Genomic DNA, 15662 nt, shown 5'->3' with positions numbered 1-15662 from the left:
AATAGTCAGGACGCTTTGGCCTGAACCACGCCTCCCCAGTCATCCCACGCTTCCCTCGAGCGAGATGCCGATCAGCTTCTGCGCTTCGACCGCGAACTCCATCGGCAGTTGCTGGATGACATCCTTGACGAAGCCGTTGACGATCAGAGCGATGGCTTCCTCTTCCGGAATGCCGCGCTGCATGACGTAGAATTTCTGGTCTTCGGAAATCTTCGAGGTCGTCGCCTCGTGCTCGAACTGCGCCGTCGAGTTCTTGGCTTCCATGTAGGGCACGGTGTGTGCGCCGCACTGGTCGCCGATCAGGAGCGAGTCGCAGTTGGTGAAGTTGCGTGCGTTGGTCGCCTTGCGGTGCGCCGAGACCTGGCCGCGATAGGTGTTCTGCGAGAAACCGGCGGCGATGCCCTTGGAGATGATGCGGCTCGACGTGTTCTTGCCGAGATGGATCATCTTGGTGCCGCTGTCGACCTGCTGATAGCCGTTCGACACCGCAATCGAATAGAATTCGCCCGAGGAATCGTCGCCGCGCAGGATGCAGCTCGGATACTTCCACGTGATGGCCGAGCCGGTTTCGACCTGCGTCCACGAAATCTTCGAGCGGTTGCCACGGCAGTCGCCGCGCTTGGTGACGAAGTTGTAGATGCCGCCCTTGCCCTCGGCATCGCCGGGGTACCAGTTCTGCACGGTCGAATATTTGATCTCGGCATCGTCGAGCGCCACCAGTTCGACGACAGCGGCGTGAAGCTGGTTCTCGTCGCGCTGCGGCGCCGTGCACCCTTCGAGGTAGGAGACGTAGGCCCCCTCCTCGGCGATGATCAGCGTGCGCTCGAACTGGCCGGTGTTCTTCTCGTTCATGCGGAAATAGGTCGACAGCTCCATCGGGCAGCGCACGCCCTTGGGCACGAAGACGAAGGAACCGTCGGTGAACACGGCGGAGTTCAGCGTGGCGTAGAAATTGTCTGACGTCGGCACCACCGAGCCCAGATATTTCTGCACCAGTTCGGGGTGCTCGCGGATGGCTTCCGAGATCGAGCAGAAGATGACGCCGGCCTGCGCCAGTTCCTTCTTGAAGGTGGTGACGACCGACACGGAATCGAACACCGCGTCGACCGCGACGCGGCCCGACTTGTAGACATTGTCGCTGACTTCCTCGAGTTCGGAAGCATCGGTCTTCTGGACGCCGGCCAGGATTTCCTGCTCCCTCAGCGGAATGCCGAGCTTCTCGTAGACCTTCAGCAGTTCGGGATCGACGTCGCTCAGCGACTTCGGGCCGGGCGTGCTCTTGGGCGCCGCATAGTAATAGATGTCCTGGAAATCGATCTTGGGATAGTTGACGCGCGCCCAGGTCGGCTCCTCGAGCGTCAGCCAGCGGCGATAGGCTTCCAGCCGCCATTCCAGCATCCAAGACGGTTCGTCCTTCTTGGCCGAAATGAAACGGATAATGTCTTCGCTCAGGCCCTTGGGGGCCTTGTCGACAGCGATATCGGTCTGGAATCCATATTTATACTGGTCGACATCGATCTTGCGGACTCGATCGATCGTCTCCTGCACAGCAGGCATAAGCGTTCTCCATCCACGCCGGGGTCAAGGCCCGACAGTTTTCAAACTATGGCACCGCCGAAATGGACACCAAAAGGGCATTCGCGGCAGCGTAAGTTTCATATAGTGCGCTTCGACCGGAAATTCACCCGGCCAGCATGAAACGCACGGCTCTACCAGGCCCGAAGGCCCGAATACGTTACCCAAACATCGGACTTTCCCGAAAACCGCTACGCACTTTTCGGTCCGATGCTCCCAACCGCTACGCGGCTTTACCCCCTATCCGCCTTGTCTCTGGCGGCTTGGCGCGCGGCGATCCCCGCCAGCGCGGCGCGGAACAGTTCGATGTCCTCGGCGCCCGTCGCCGAACCGATCGACACGCGCAGGGCGCCGAGACTGTCGCCGTAGCCCATCGCCTTCAGCACATGGCTCGGCCCGACCTTGCCCGACGAGCAGGCGGAGCCGGCCGACAGCGCCACACCGGCCAGATCGAACGCAATCTGCGCGATTTCCGCCTTGACGTTCGCAATAGCGAAGAATGTCGTGTTGGCAAGCCTCGGCGCGCCGGTTCCAAAGATTTCCACGTCCGGCGCCAGCGTTTTCACGATGGCTTCGATCTCGTCACGGCGCTGCCGCACCGCATCCATCGCCTGCAATCCGGCCAGAGCCTCACGCGCGGCCGCGCCAAAACCGGCGATGGCGTCGAGGTTTTCCGTTCCACCGCGATGGCCCTTTTCCTGGCCACCACCGTTGATCAGAGGCTTGGGCATCATCAGATCGGCGGCGGCGACAATGGCGCCGACGCCCTTGGGGCCACCGATCTTGTGCGAGGACAGAATAAGATAATCGGCGTAACCCGCTGGCAGATCGATCGAAACGCGGCCCGCGGCCTGAACGGCGTCGACGACCAGAATACCGCCCGCCGCCTTGACAATCCCGGCGATCCGATCGATCGGTTGGATGACGCCGGTCTCGTTGTTGGCGGCATGGATCGCCACCAGCGGCAGGCCATCCGCCTTGTCATGACCGCCAAGCGCGGCGGCCAGGGCTTCAAGATCGGCTATGCCATTGGCATCGACGCCGATGCGCGTCACCTGCGCTGCCGCGAAGCGCCCGCCATTCAACAGGCAGGGGTGGTCGGCCGCCGACACGTAAAGCCGGCTCATGCGAACGCTGCCACGCCCCATCTGCCAGTCGGGGGTCAGCAGCGTCGAGGCCGCTTCGGTCGCGCCGGAGGTGAACACAACATGCTCGGATCTGGCATTCACCAGCGCCGCAACCTCACGCCTCGCAGTCTCGACCAGGCGCCGCGCGGCGCGCCCTTCGGCGTGGACCGAGGAGGGATTGGCGGACAGGTCAAGCGCCGCGACCATAGCCTCGCGTGCCGCCGCGAGCAGCGGAGCGCTGGCATTGTAGTCGAGATAGGCGCGTTTTGCGGCCATTTTCGTCCAGTCGGTCCCTTCAGAAGCCATTCCGCTGTCGTATGGCGTTATTTCCTTGAAATTCCAAGGCGAGCCGTCCTATTTACGCGGCTTGCGGCGCGGGTAGCCAGGCTCGACGTCTGGCCACCCAGTTTTGAATAGTTCTAAACTAGCTTCTAAGAAGACGCTCGCCCTGCGTCAAGGCCAGAGGAAGACACGTTCCGGGCGCCGCGCATTCGTATACCAAGTGGAGTATTTTATGCCTGAGGTCATTTTCACCGGTCCGGCCGGCCGCCTGGAGGGACGCTACCAGCCCTCCAAGGAAAAGAGCGCGCCGATCGCCATCGTCCTGCATCCGCACCCGCAGTTCGGCGGCACGATGAACAATAAGATCGTCTACGACCTCTTCTACATGTTCCAGAAGCGTGACTTCACCACGCTGCGCTTCAATTTCCGCGGCATCGGCCGCAGCCAGGGCGAGTTCGATCACGGCACCGGCGAATTGTCGGACGCGGCCGCCGCTCTCGACTGGGTGCAGTCGCTGCATCCGGATTCCAAGAGCTGCTGGGTCGCCGGTTATTCGTTCGGTTCGTGGATCGGCATGCAGCTCCTGATGCGCCGGCCCGAGATCGAAGGCTTCATCTCGATCGCGCCGCAGCCGAACACCTATGATTTCTCGTTCCTGGCGCCCTGCCCGTCATCCGGCCTGATCATCCATGGCGATGCCGACAAGGTGGCGCCGCCCAAGGATGTGCAAGGCCTGGTCGATAAGCTGCACACGCAAAAGGGCATCACCATCACGCAGAAGACCTTGCCCGGCGCCAACCATTTCTTCGCCAATGACGCCGACCTTTTGATCGAGGAATGTGCCGACTATCTCGATCGGCGGCTCGCCGGCGAGCTGTCGGATCCACGGCCGAAGCGGCTGCGCTAGGACATCAGGTCACGCGTATTCATGCCATGGGCGGGCGGACAATGTCCGCCTCGCCGGTATCTGCTTTGCGGGCGTGCCGGCCACATTGGGCAAGCTTTTCGCTCATCCACGCGCCCGGCGCCGCCTATCTTTCCGGGGCAATCAGCCGGAATGACGGTTTGCGGACCGGCAGGCCCGTCGCGGCCGGCCGGAAGATGAAGCCGAGGCGGGCAAAAACCAACCCGGAGACAAGCGCGAAGGCGCAGCCGAGGCCGAAGCCGGCCACCGTGTCGCTCGGATAGTGCGCACCGACGAAGACCCTGGTCGAGGCGATGCAGGCCGTCACCGCCAACGCGATGTACCAGCGCCGCGGAAACAAGAGCAGCAGGATGCCGAACACGGCGCCCATTGTCGTGGCGTGGCCGGAGGGAAATCCGGCGAAGCGGGCGTCGAAGGCAAAAGGATGCAGCGCAAGAACACCGAAATCCTCGAAATAGAGCGGACGGGCGCGGCCGATCGCATATTTGAGCACATTCACCAGCAGGCCGGACAGGCCAACCGAGGCAAGCACGAGAAACGCCAGGCAGGTCCAGTTGTAAACAAGCATCAACCGCCGGCGCGAAAGGCTGCGCCAATCGGTCAGGTTGGCTGCGACAAGCAGGAGCGCCGACGGGATCAGGTACCAGCCACCGAGCGCGAACTGCGTCAGGAATTCTGCAAGCCTGCCAACGCCGGGCGACCACTGGCCATGAATCTGCCCTGCCGGCGTGTCGAGCCGAACGAACGCCGCAGCCGTCAGCAAGACCCAAACAATTGCCCAAACCGGCCACACCATATCAGGGTATCGGGCAGGCCGAGCGGCAAAGCGGCCTTTCGCGATGCGCATCGTGTCGCGAAAATTGTCGACCGACCGCCGCCCCACCCTCAGGAGCTTGCCAGAAACGGGTGGGCGCGATTTCACGAGCATTGGGAACTCGACACCATCATCGAAGTCATTGCGCGACACGGTAAAGGCCGAGCGACAGTTTGTCTCCCGACGAATAGTTGAGGCCGTCGATCTCGGCGACACGGTTCACCGATTTGCCTCGCACCGACAGCATGCCATTGAGTTTCTGCTCGTCGCCGATCGGCGCCAGCCCCAGCGCGCAGGCAGGGTCGGCAAGCAGATGTTCCGCAACGCCGCCGACATCCGTCAGCACCGTTTTCGTGCCGACTAGGAACACCAGGCTCGGCTCCTGGTAGCGCGCCGAGGCCAGCACCGTCGTGTCGCAAGGTTTATTGGCAAGCACCACCGCCTTGATCGCCGGGCTCAGCCATATCGGCTTCAGCGACGGCGCGATGACCCCGAACAGCAAGGCATAGGTGATGCCGGCACAAGCCGCGACGGCGCCAATGCGGGGCAGCGGCATCTGCAACTGCCGGGAAAACGCAAGATAGCCGGTGCCGAGCGCGGCCGCGGCCGCCGGGATACTCCACCAGGAGAAAGTGTGGGTGAGATAGATCGGCGCTCCGATGCAGACCGCGGCAAGGCCGAGGCTGACCACCACCAGACCAAACGCGGTCGACCACCACAGCCATTGCTGCCAGCGCCTGAGCGGCGCATTGGCGTCCTGCGGCTGCAAGGTCAGCAGCCAGCCGATCAGCAGCGCCATGCCGGGATAGGCCGGCAGCACGTAGTGCGGCAGCTTCGTCGGGATCAGTTCGAACACCAGCCAGAATGGAATATACCAGGCAAGGCAGAAGCGCAGCCTGGGATCGTCGCGCAGGCGGTTGAGGGCCTGCAGCCCGGCGCCAACCGCGATCAGGCCGAACGGCCACATGAACAGCGAATAGGTCAGCATGTAGAAGCCGGGCGGCAGGCCGTGCGATTCCTCACCCGACGCGACCTTGCCGAGCATATCCTTGCCGACCGCCTGCTGCAGGAAGGCGCCGTGGCTCTTCCAGGTGATCGCGGCGAGCCACGGCAGCGCGATCAGCACGACGAGCAGCAGGCCGCGCCCGACCCTGAGCTTCGACAGCCAGCGCCCGTCACGCTCGAAGGCGAATAGCACCGCGATGGTCAGCGCCGACAGCAGCGGGGCGATCGGGCCCTTGATCAGGATCGCCGCCCCTTGAGCGATCCAGAAGATCCACCAGAGATGACCGGCGACCGGCTCTTTGCGGCGCGATGCCAGATAGATCTGCGCCAGCGCGCCTTGTGCGGCCACGCAGCAGGCCAGCAGCATCGCATCGGTCTTGGCGTCGCGGCCTTCGAAAGCGGTGGCGAAGATCGCGGCCATCACCAGGCCGGCGGCAATACCGGCATTGGCTCCAAACAGATTGGTCCCTGTCCATGCAATCGCCAGCACGGCAATGGCGATGCCAAGCGCGGAGACCGCGCGGTAGATCCAGATCGGCGCCTCGGCGCCCTGCCCGCTGAGTGCCACGGCCGCCGATTGCAGCCAGTATATACCGATCGGCTTCTGGTAGCGCGAAGCGTCCTGGAAGCGGATATCGACATAGTCGCCGCTCTCGACCATCTGCTTGGTGGCCTGGACGAAGCGCGGCTCGTCGCGGTCGAGCGGCGGCATCGATGCCAGCCCGGAAACCGTCATCACCAGGCTGAACAGGAAGAGAAGAATGTAGTTCCTGTTCAACGCCATGCATCAGCCTCTCTAATCATTTTTCGAAAGTGACGGGCCGTTCAATCGACCTTGGTCATCGCCGCCTTGCGCTCGTTGGCGATCAGCCAGAGATTTCTGACGTAGATGAACATGCCCATGGCCTGGCCGGCGATGAACACCGGATCCTGGCGCTGGATGGCGTAGATCAGAAGCAGGCCGCCGCCGAACAGGGAGAAGAACCAGAACGCCACCGGCACGACGCTGCGCTTGGCCTTTTCCGAGGCGAGCCACTGCACGACGAAGCGCATGGTGAAGAAGAACTGGGCGATGAAACCGAGCAGAACCCAGGCGTCGAATTGCTTGATGAAAACCTGGTGAAGCCAGGTTACCAGTTCCTGTAACACGTTAACCACGCCTGATTTCCTCTACTTTTGGCATTCTGCGACGCCTGCGGCGCAACCACCAGACGCCGCCAAGATCGAGCACGCCCTGCAGGCCGCGGTCGAAAATGCCGTAGTTCGATTTCCCGTGCCGGCGCGAGCGGTCGACGACGTCGCAATGCACGACGCGATACCCCTCTTGGATTACCAGAGCCGGAACGAAGCGATGGGTGCCGTCGAAGAACGGCAGTTTGCGCAAGATATCGGTATGAACCGCTTTCAGGCCACAGCCGGTGTCGCGCGTCTCATCATGCAGGATGGCATTTCTCAGCCAGTTGGCGAAACGCGATGCCAGTTGCTTGACCTTGCTGTCGCGGCGCTTGAGGCGCTGTCCCTGCGCGGCGCCGAAATCGGGACCAGCCTGCAGCAGGGCGTCGACCAACACCGGAATGTATTGCGGATCGTTCTGGCCGTCGCCGTCGATAGTGGCGACGATGCCGCCGCGCGCCGCCCAGGCGCCCGAACGCACCGAGAGGCTCTGGCCGGCGGATTTCGGGTGCCGCAATTCTCGTACCGGGAATGGGCGACGTGCCGCCTGCTCGGCAAGCACCGCGGCAGTCTCGTCGGTCGAACCGTCATTGACGATGATCAACTCGAAATCACGCCCGGTCATCGCCGTCTCGATCTCGTCGATCAGCAGCGGCAGGTTTGCCGCCTCGTTCCTGCAAGGAATGACGATGGATATCAATGCGTCCGGCATGTCGCGTGGGGCTCTGTCGTCGGGTATGGCATTCGATAGATGCCATGCGGTGCCGTTGGAGGTCGTGGGGTTGCAGGAACCTTGTGGCGCGGCGCCTCATTACGCCAGCCGAAACGATGAAGCAAGCATTCGTGCCGGAGGGAGCGCCCTGCCGTTTCAACAAGGGATGATTGCCGAGTTGGCCACAAGGGCGATCAGGCGCAAAACTGGATTCCACTTTTGCTGATCGCAACTTTCTGTTTGGCGCGCGATCAGACGCAAACCGGATTCCACTTTTGCTGATCGCAACTTTCTGTTTGGCACGCGATCAGACGCAAAACCGGATTCCACTTTTGCTGATCGCGCTTGGGTGCTAAACGCGCGCGTTCATATGTCCGCGCCGGATTGCGCCGACGCTCTCGGGAAAGAAAAAATGTCCGCCTTCAAATCCGACTTCCTGCGCACGATGAGCGAGCGCGGCTTTATCCATCAGACCTCGGATGATGCCGGTCTCGACCAGCTTTTCGCCACGGAGACGGTAACTGCCTATATTGGTTTCGATGCAACCGCCAAGAGCTTGCATGCTGGCTCACTCATCCAGATCATGATGCTGCACTGGTTGCAGAAGACCGGTCATCGGCCGATCGCGCTGATGGGTGGCGGCACCTCGATGATCGGCGATCCGTCCTTCAAGGACGAGGCGCGCAAACTTTTGACGCCGCAGGACATCGACGACAACCTGACCGGTATCCGCCGCAACTTCATGCCATACCTGAAATTCGGCAGTGGTCCCAACGACGCTGTGATGATCAACAACGCCGACTGGCTGATGGAGATCAACTACGTCAATTTCCTGCGCGACGTCGGCCGACACTTTTCGGTCAACCGCATGCTCGCTTTCGATTCCGTCAAGCTCCGGCTCGATCGCGAGCAGTCGCTGTCGTTCCTCGAATTCAATTACATGATCCTGCAGGCCTATGATTTCGTCGAGCTCTACAAGCGTCTCGGCTGCCGCCTGCAGATGGGCGGCTCCGATCAGTGGGGCAATATCATCAACGGCATCGATCTCGGCCGCCGCATGGAGGATGCGCAGCTTTACGCGCTGACGACGCCGCTGCTGACGACCTCGTCCGGCGCCAAGATGGGTAAGTCGGCCTCGGGCGCGGTCTGGCTCGACGCGGAAATGCTGAGCGCCTACGAGTTCTGGCAGTACTGGCGCAACACCGAGGATGCCGACGTTGCCCGTTTTCTGAAACTGTACACGACATTGCCATTGGACGAGGTCGCGCGGCTTGAGCGGCTCAGTGGATCCGAGATCAATGAGGCAAAGAAAATCCTCGCCACCGAAATCACCGCTTTGCTGCACGGTCGCGCAGCCGCGGAACAAGCCGGAGAGACAGCGCGCAAGACGTTCGAGGAAGGCGCGCTCGCCGAAACATTACCGACCGTAGAGACCGACAAGGCCGCTCTGGAGGCCGGCGTCGGCATCCTGTCGCTGCTGGTCACGGCTGGTTTGGCCTCGTCCAATGGCGAGGCGCGGCGGCACATCCAGGGTGGCGCCGTGCGCCTGAACGATCAGCCGGTCAGCGATGATCGCCGCATGGTCACGCTTCAGGATTTGAGTCCGGAAAACGTGGTAAAGCTGTCACTGGGCAGGAAAAAACACGTCCTGGTGCGGCCGGCCTGAGGCCCCTCACCGATATTCGAAGATTGACCTGAATATGCCCGGCGCGATCACCGACAACGGATTGACGTCGAGCACCGGCTTGTTGGCGTTGCCCCTCAGCCGGTAGGTGACGCCGATCAGGCCGCGGTCGCGGCCGTTGCCCAGAAGCGCGCCGACGATGGGCAGTTCGCCGAAGATGCGGTTGAGGCCATAGACCGGCATGAAGGTGCCGGTCATGTCCATATTGTTGTTCTGGTCATAGAGGATGCCCTGGAACGTCGTGCCGATACGCGGACCGCGCAGCACGCCGTTGGCGAGCTTCAGATAGCCGCTGCCTTTCTCGATTTCGGCGTAACCGCGCTCGAATTTGACCCGCGAGGTGTCGAGAGAGCCCTTGACCGCCTGGTTAAGGCTGCGGCTGTCGCCTGCCGGCGTAGTCGAGACGATGGAGGCCAGTTTCGGTTCATTGACGACGAAGAAGTTGGTGGTGTCGACCTTGCCCTTCATCGGTCCGTCGCTGGCCCCCGTCAGCGCCAGCGTGATCGAGCCACCTTCCATATGCTCGTAGATGTTGAGGAACCTGAGGATCGCGCCGGCGTCCGCCGATTGCACGTTGAGCGTGCGCCGGCCGTCGCCGGTCGTGTTGCTGACCGCTATGGCGGCACCTGAACTGGCCGTGGCGCTGACCTTGAGGCCGTTCACCTTCGAACCGGCCACGCTGTAGTCGAGCTTCAGGTTGGACAATTGCTCGTCGTGAAACCCGGTGAGTAGATCGACATCGGCGCTGACCGAAATGGCGTCAGCTCCAGTGGTCTTGGTGGCCGTATCCACATCCGAGGTGAACTGCTTGATCAGCGAGCGGGCGTCCAGGGCGTTGCCGCTGATGTTGACCGCATAGCCCTTGCCCGATCGCTTCACCGAAACCGCGACATCGTCGCCCCTGTTCAAGGTGACCTTGCTGAATTTTGCCGACGACAGGGCGCCGTTGACCAACACGATGCCGCCGTCGATGGAAAATGTCTTGCCGTTGAGTTTGAAGTCGGACAGCGTCGTGGTGTCGCCGGATTTGGTCATGACGAAGGTGACGCTGGCGGGAACCCCTGTCCCCTTGCTCCAGCCGGCCCAGGGAATGTCCAGCCTGGCATTGGTCAGGTCGGCCGAGACGTTCTGGTTACCGCTGCCGCTCTTGTCGATCGCGACCTTCACCGTTCCGCCGAGCAGTGGTGTCAGGCCGGGCATGGCGGCGGCACGGATCTTGTCGTCGAGCACCAGGGCCACCTTGCGGCTGCGCGCCGGTCCGTCATCCGCCAGCGGCTCGATGAGGTCGAGTTCGGCCGGAATGCCGTTCAGCGATGCCTTGGCGGAAATGACAGCCTTTTCCGGGTCGACCGTGATCGAGCCGTCGGCAGCCGTCACGGTCTGCCCCTCGAACGGCTTGGCCAGAGACAGGCCGGTGTAGTCGAGCGACACCAGCCAATCGAGCTTCGAGGTATCGACGCCGGATTGCAACGGGATGTCGGCCCTGACATGGCCGGTGACGCCGCCGGAGAGGTCTTCGGGCAGCAGGCCGACATGGCGCATGGCATTGATCGGTTCGTAGGAGGCAAGTTCGGCGACGGCGGATGCATCGCCGGCAACGTCGATGTCGAGCGCGCCGATGACCGGCGGCCGGTTCGCCGCCTTGATCGTCAGCGTGCCGTTGCTCGCCGCCACGGTGCGGCCGCTGGGCATGAAGACGGTGCCTGAGGAGAGCGAGATATCGACATCATTGCCGTGGAAGCCGACGACGCCCACCGCATCGCGTATCGGCGGAATGCGGCCGGCCGTGTCGAAGCGCGACCCTTCGATCTGGAAGCGGCCGAACACCTCGTCCGCCGAAAGCGGCACGCCGTTGCCCAGGCGATCCGGCACGACCTGGAACTGGAGGTTGGCATCGACGACGCGGCCGCCGAACAGATTGTCCAGCACCCAGAGCCGCGCATTGCGCGCCGAAAACCACGGCCAAAGCTGTTTGACGTGAGAGACCGGCATGTCGTGGACGTTGAGCGCCAGATTGATCCCGGGAGCCTTGCCGTCGACGAATTCCACGGCCGCGGTGCCAAGCACCTCGCTGGAAGCGGCGGACCGGACGGCGATCTGTTCGGCCACCAATTTGTGGCTTTTGGTCTGATAGACGCCGGCGATGCGGGCGAGGAAGGTCAGTGCGGGCTCGGGTGATTCCGAAGGCGCCAGTGTAGAGCCGTCACTGGTCAGGTCATAGCGGTAGGCAGGCTCCTCGCCCGCGGCGCCAGTCGAGGGCTTGGGCCCGATCGAGCCGGCGAAATCGAAGCTCGAGCGACCAGTCTTGAGCAACAGCCTGTCGACCTGAATCTTGTTGCTGCCGTAGACAAGCGTAGCATCGACATCGACATCGGCCGGCAGCAGCCCGCGCGGGCCCAGATCGAGCACCGAGCCGGTGGACGACATGGTCGCCGTCAGCCGCGAGGCGGTGTCGCCCGCCCCTTGCGCTCCCTTGAGCTTCACAGTGAGCGCGCCCAGCTTGCCACCGCCCGCCACCGCGGCTTCGCTGCCGTCGCTGGCAATCCCGATCGTGGCATCCAGTGCCGTCACGCGCCTGGTCATCGTATCGCGTGCCGCGGATGCGGCGATGGTCACCGCCTTGCCGTCCAGATCCACCTGCGACGACAGCTCGATACCGCCAGGCCCGGACTGCGCGACGGTGGCGTCGGCCACTTTGATCAACTTGATCGTACCAGCCTCGGGCAAGACGAATTCGACATTGTGGAGATCGATGCGATGCATCGACTCCTCGCGCACCGCATCGAGTGCATTGCCGATGTTGCCGAACACCGCGTCGGACAGTTTTTCCGGATCGATCAGCCCATCGCCATTGCGCAACTCGGCCGTCCAGTCGCCCCCCGATGGCATGGCCGCCGTGACGATGCGCGCATCGGAGATCCTGGCACTGGTCAGCCGAACCTCACCCCATAGCAGCGGCACAAGGCGAACGCCGAAGCGCACGCGCCCCGCGTCGGCCATGGCGTTGCCGTCGCTGGTCTTCAGGCTGACGTCGCTCACCTGGAGAGCGACGAAGCTTGAACCGTCGAGCGTGATGCGAGCAGGCCCGACCGCGACATGGACGTCGACGCCCGCCAGCCTCTCGATGGCGCTCTCCGCCTCGATCCGAAGCCTGTCTGCCCCGATGCCGGAAAGGCCTATGAGGTAAACGGCCACCGCAGCCAGCAACATGAGCGCGACCGAGCCGGCGAATACGCGCGAAAGAATGCGGAAGCCGCGGCCGATCGACGCCTGGCCGAGCGGCGGAACGCGGCACGCGGACGGCATGGCCCTCAGGTCGGTGATTTCATCCCGCCGGAACCTGATCTTTTCGTGCTGCGGTTGCTCCTGATCCACGCAATCTTCCGTTGTACAAATTCGCTCGTGGACGAATCCCCGGTCGACACTATATCGGTGTGGCTTCGCGCGTAACCTCAAACAAGGGCATCGGTATGGCTGACCTCGACGTGGGCGATCTTGCCCCGCAATTCGACCTGCCGCGGGATGGGGGCGGCTCGCTCAGCCTTTCCGCATCGGCGGGCAAGCCGGTGGTTCTCTACTTCTATCCGCAGGACGACACGACAAGCTGCACGCAGGAAGCAATCAGCTTTTCGCAGCTGAAACCGGAATTCGAAAAGGCAGGTGCTGTCGTGATCGGCCTGTCACCCGACCCCGTCAGGAAGCACGACAAGTTCAAGTCGAAATACAACCTCACCATCGACCTCGCCGCCGATGAGGAGCGCAAGGTGATAGAGGCCTACCATCTGTGGGTCGAGAAATCGATGTATGGCCGCAAATACATGGGCGTCGAGCGCGCGACGTTCCTGATCGGCCGCGACGGCCGGATCGCCAGGATCTGGCGCAAGGTCCGGGTCAAGGGCCACGCGGAGGAAGTGCTGGAAGCGGTTCGCGCCCTTTGAGCGTGGCGATGCCACGTTCACACGAGCCGGCCTTACTCGTCGGGTGTTTCCGCCGTCGGCTGCCGCCGCGCCCGCCAGGATTTCGCAACATGGTTCGCATGATCGGCCAGCGCGGCGAGATGGCCGCGCAGACCGCGCGCGCCCATCATCGACCATAGCGTGACTGATTGCGTGGCGAAGCGGCGCTTGAAGTCCTCGCCGCCGCAGAGAAAATCAATCTTGGCCAAGCCGCGGTCGAGCGACCACTGGATATAGTTCATCATCAGCACCATACCCGGCGAGGCGCGCTCGTATTCGGGATCGTAGGTGGTGACGAAGGCCATCATCGTGCCGTGCTGTTCGAAATTGATGGAGACGGCGATAATCGTGCCGTCAAGCTCCAGCACGAAGATGCGCAACAGCCCGAGCTCGGCCAGCACGGAAACAAGCGCGGCGAGAACGGGCGAGCCCTCGTCGAACAGGTCCGAGACGCGGCCATGCCGGGCGAGCCAGAGGCGCTTCAGCGCCGCAACGCGCGCGAGCACAGGCTCGCGCGGCTCGTCCGCATCCAGCAGGCGGAAACACAATTCGCCGCCTTCCTCCATGAACTTGCGGCCACGACGGTAGTTCTGCCGGGCCTTCTTGGACAGCGTCTCGAACCATTTCACCCCACCCTGCCAGGGACCGGCGACACGGTAGCTGATTTCACTGCGGTGGTTGGGCCGTAGCGCCTTGCCATGGCGCGAGGCCGCGTCCAGCAGAGCACGAACACCGGCATCCGGCAGCAGACGGTTGAGATAGATCAGGTCGAAGCCACCCTGATCAAGAACATACTGCCAGAGCCGGGAGAGCGCCTGCGGGTCGCTGTCGCGAGCAAACAGCGCGTCGCCATAGTCGCTGTGATCCTTCGCCGCCCATTCGAGCATGCGGATGCCGGAGCGCTTGAAAGTGGCGAGCGCAATCACGCCATCGAGCCGGTCGCCGTTCCAGGCCAGTCCGATCCTGAGCGTGCGCAGTTCCTGGTGCGGGGTCGTGCGCCACCAGGCCGCGATCCATTCTGGGTGCTGGAAGACCAGCCCGCCGACGCGCCGCCAAAGTGCGCTCCAGGCCGGCGTGATCTCGGCCAGCCGCTCCGCCGATGTTACGACTTCGAAGGTGCGTGTCCGCGGGATGGCGAGCACGAAAGGAGGAGCGTTCATGGCCGTGTCCCTTCCGATGATCGTGAGGTCCGTGGTTTTCCAGGGCGCATGCGCCTGGCGATATGCCTCCACATCCGCTTCAGCGGCATAACATAGAGGCCGGCGAGCGACTGATAATCGCGCACATCGCGGTCGATCAGTCCGAACTTGAAGTCCTCGTCGGGCTTCGGCACGCACAATGTTCCGAACAGCCGGTCCCAGAACGAGAACAGCAGGCCGAAATTCTTGTCGTAGTGGCGTGGATCGGTGCTGTGATGCAACTGGTGCCAATGTGGACACAGGATCACATTGTTGAGGGGGCCGAACGAGATCTTGAAATGCGTGTGCCTGACGAAATCCATCATCAGGATGTTGCGCATGACATAGACGTTCACGCCAAAGACGGTCAGTTCGACAAGGTTCAGCGAGATCAGCGACCAGATGCCGAAGCAAACTCCCACGATGAGGCCGTCCCAAGCCCGATTCATCAGCTCGTCGAGCGGATGGACCCGGTCCTTGGTGATCCCGACCATCACCTCGGCCGAGTGATGCACCTTGTGCAACTCCCAAAGCAGCGGATAGCGATGCTGGGCAACGTGATAGAGATAATAGGAAATGTCATAGGCAAGCAGCATGGTGATGGTGAAGATCAGCACCGTCACCGGCCCCGCCGGCCCCTCGACCAGAGGCGGCTGGAACTGGAAGAGTGTCGAAAACAGCCAATTGGTTGCGTAGCCAACCGCGGTGACGAAGACAATGCCGGCAGGCAGCATCAGGAAGGGCATCAGGGCCTTCTTCGTCACCCAGAACAGCAGATCGGCCTTCGCCGAGGGATGGGTGATGACCTCGTGCGGGATGACGAACTCGAAAAACTCCTTCCAGCTCTTATTCTCGACCGTGCGCCAATAGGCCACGAGCGCACTGACAAAGGCAGTCAGCAGCAAAAGCCCCGTCGCCAGCAGACCAGTGCCCGAAATCTTGTCGAGGATCTTGCCAGCCAGGTCGCTCAGCATTCCCACCGCCATAATGAATCCCAAATCCCGGCACGCTTTTACTCGAAGACCGTCAACTAAAAGCAATCGAAGACAGTTAAGAAACTAACCCCTAACACGCGAGCGACAGTCGCTTGTCCTGCCAGCACGTTGATGCCGATCGCCAGGGATTTCGCTACACCGGGGCCTCAACTTGGCGGTCTTCATACAACCATCCGCCCGCGCGGCGTGCATTCGTTGCCACGCATTCTCCCCGGCAAGCCTTTGTTAACCCTAAT

At 62.5% G+C, this 15662-nt stretch carries 12 protein-coding genes; 3 read left to right on the top strand and 9 right to left on the bottom strand.

All coding sequences use genetic code 11. The annotated features are described in order from the left end of the window. Positions 1–39 precede the first annotated feature (39 nt). Together sufB and FJ958_RS02230 are read right to left on the bottom strand one after the other, a co-directional pair. Entirely contained in the window at positions 40–1557 is a 1518-nt protein-coding gene (sufB, locus tag FJ958_RS02235; RefSeq protein ID WP_140738833.1) for a Fe-S cluster assembly protein SufB, read from the bottom strand. 251 nt (positions 1558–1808) lie between these two features. Next, the gene (locus FJ958_RS02230) at positions 1809–2978 is read right to left on the bottom strand and encodes a cysteine desulfurase family protein (RefSeq protein ID WP_140739162.1); all 1170 of its coding nucleotides are present in this window, start codon (positions 2976–2978) and stop codon (positions 1809–1811) included. Positions 2979–3216: 238 nt separating this feature from the next. Between FJ958_RS02230 and FJ958_RS02225 the strand changes: the two genes are divergently transcribed. Next, complete coding sequence (locus FJ958_RS02225; protein WP_027042409.1) at positions 3217–3891, top strand: alpha/beta hydrolase; 675 nt, start codon at positions 3217–3219, stop codon at positions 3889–3891. Positions 3892–4015: 124 nt separating this feature from the next. On the opposite strand, the gene FJ958_RS02220 is transcribed toward FJ958_RS02225, so the two are convergent. The 4 genes from FJ958_RS02220 to FJ958_RS02205 form a co-directional block, all read right to left on the bottom strand. Continuing rightward, positions 4016–4672: a phosphatase PAP2 family protein gene (locus FJ958_RS02220; protein WP_246679461.1), complete on the bottom strand. Its 657-nt coding sequence runs from the start codon at positions 4670–4672 to the stop codon at positions 4016–4018. Positions 4673–4862: 190 nt separating this feature from the next. After that, entirely contained in the window at positions 4863–6512 is a 1650-nt protein-coding gene (locus tag FJ958_RS02215) for a glycosyltransferase family 39 protein (protein WP_181176254.1), read from the bottom strand. Between the two features lie 41 nt (positions 6513–6553). Then, a complete protein-coding gene (locus FJ958_RS02210; protein ID WP_140609439.1) occupies positions 6554–6886 on the bottom strand; it encodes a lipid-A-disaccharide synthase N-terminal domain-containing protein in 333 nt (110 codons plus the stop codon). Beyond that, entirely contained in the window at positions 6879–7613 is a 735-nt protein-coding gene (locus FJ958_RS02205) for a glycosyltransferase family 2 protein (RefSeq protein WP_140738827.1), read from the bottom strand. Before FJ958_RS02205 ends, FJ958_RS02210 begins: the two co-directional genes overlap by 8 nt. Before the next feature lie 412 nt (positions 7614–8025). On the opposite strand from FJ958_RS02205, the gene tyrS reads away from it, so the two are divergent. Further along, positions 8026–9279 carry a tyrosine--tRNA ligase gene (gene tyrS / locus FJ958_RS02200; RefSeq protein WP_140738824.1) on the top strand — a complete coding sequence of 418 codons (1254 nt, stop codon included), beginning with the start codon at positions 8026–8028 and terminating at the stop codon, positions 9277–9279. 6 nt (positions 9280–9285) lie between these two features. Here tyrS and FJ958_RS02195 read toward each other — a convergent pair whose 3' ends face one another. Further along, positions 9286–12672, bottom strand: coding sequence for a DUF3971 domain-containing protein (locus FJ958_RS02195; RefSeq protein WP_140738821.1), 3387 nt, complete (start codon positions 12670–12672; stop codon positions 9286–9288). A 95-nt stretch (positions 12673–12767) separates the two neighbouring features. Between FJ958_RS02195 and FJ958_RS02190 the strand changes: the two genes are divergently transcribed. Beyond that, on the top strand, positions 12768–13235 hold the full coding sequence (locus FJ958_RS02190) for a peroxiredoxin (protein ID WP_140738818.1): 468 nt from the start codon (positions 12768–12770) through the stop codon (positions 13233–13235). Positions 13236–13267: 32 nt separating this feature from the next. Here FJ958_RS02190 and FJ958_RS02185 read toward each other — a convergent pair whose 3' ends face one another. Continuing rightward, positions 13268–14413 carry a GNAT family N-acetyltransferase gene (locus tag FJ958_RS02185; protein ID WP_140738815.1) on the bottom strand — a complete coding sequence of 382 codons (1146 nt, stop codon included), beginning with the start codon at positions 14411–14413 and terminating at the stop codon, positions 13268–13270. After that, entirely contained in the window at positions 14410–15405 is a 996-nt protein-coding gene (locus tag FJ958_RS02180) for a sterol desaturase family protein (RefSeq protein WP_181176253.1), read from the bottom strand. The genes FJ958_RS02185 and FJ958_RS02180 overlap by 4 nt, the downstream gene beginning before the upstream one ends. Between the last annotated feature and the right edge of the window lie 257 nt (positions 15406–15662).

Source organism: Mesorhizobium sp. B2-3-5 (assembly GCF_006442395.1).
Lineage (GTDB): Bacteria > Pseudomonadota > Alphaproteobacteria > Rhizobiales > Rhizobiaceae > Mesorhizobium.
This window is presented reverse-complemented; position numbering and strand designations above follow the sequence as displayed.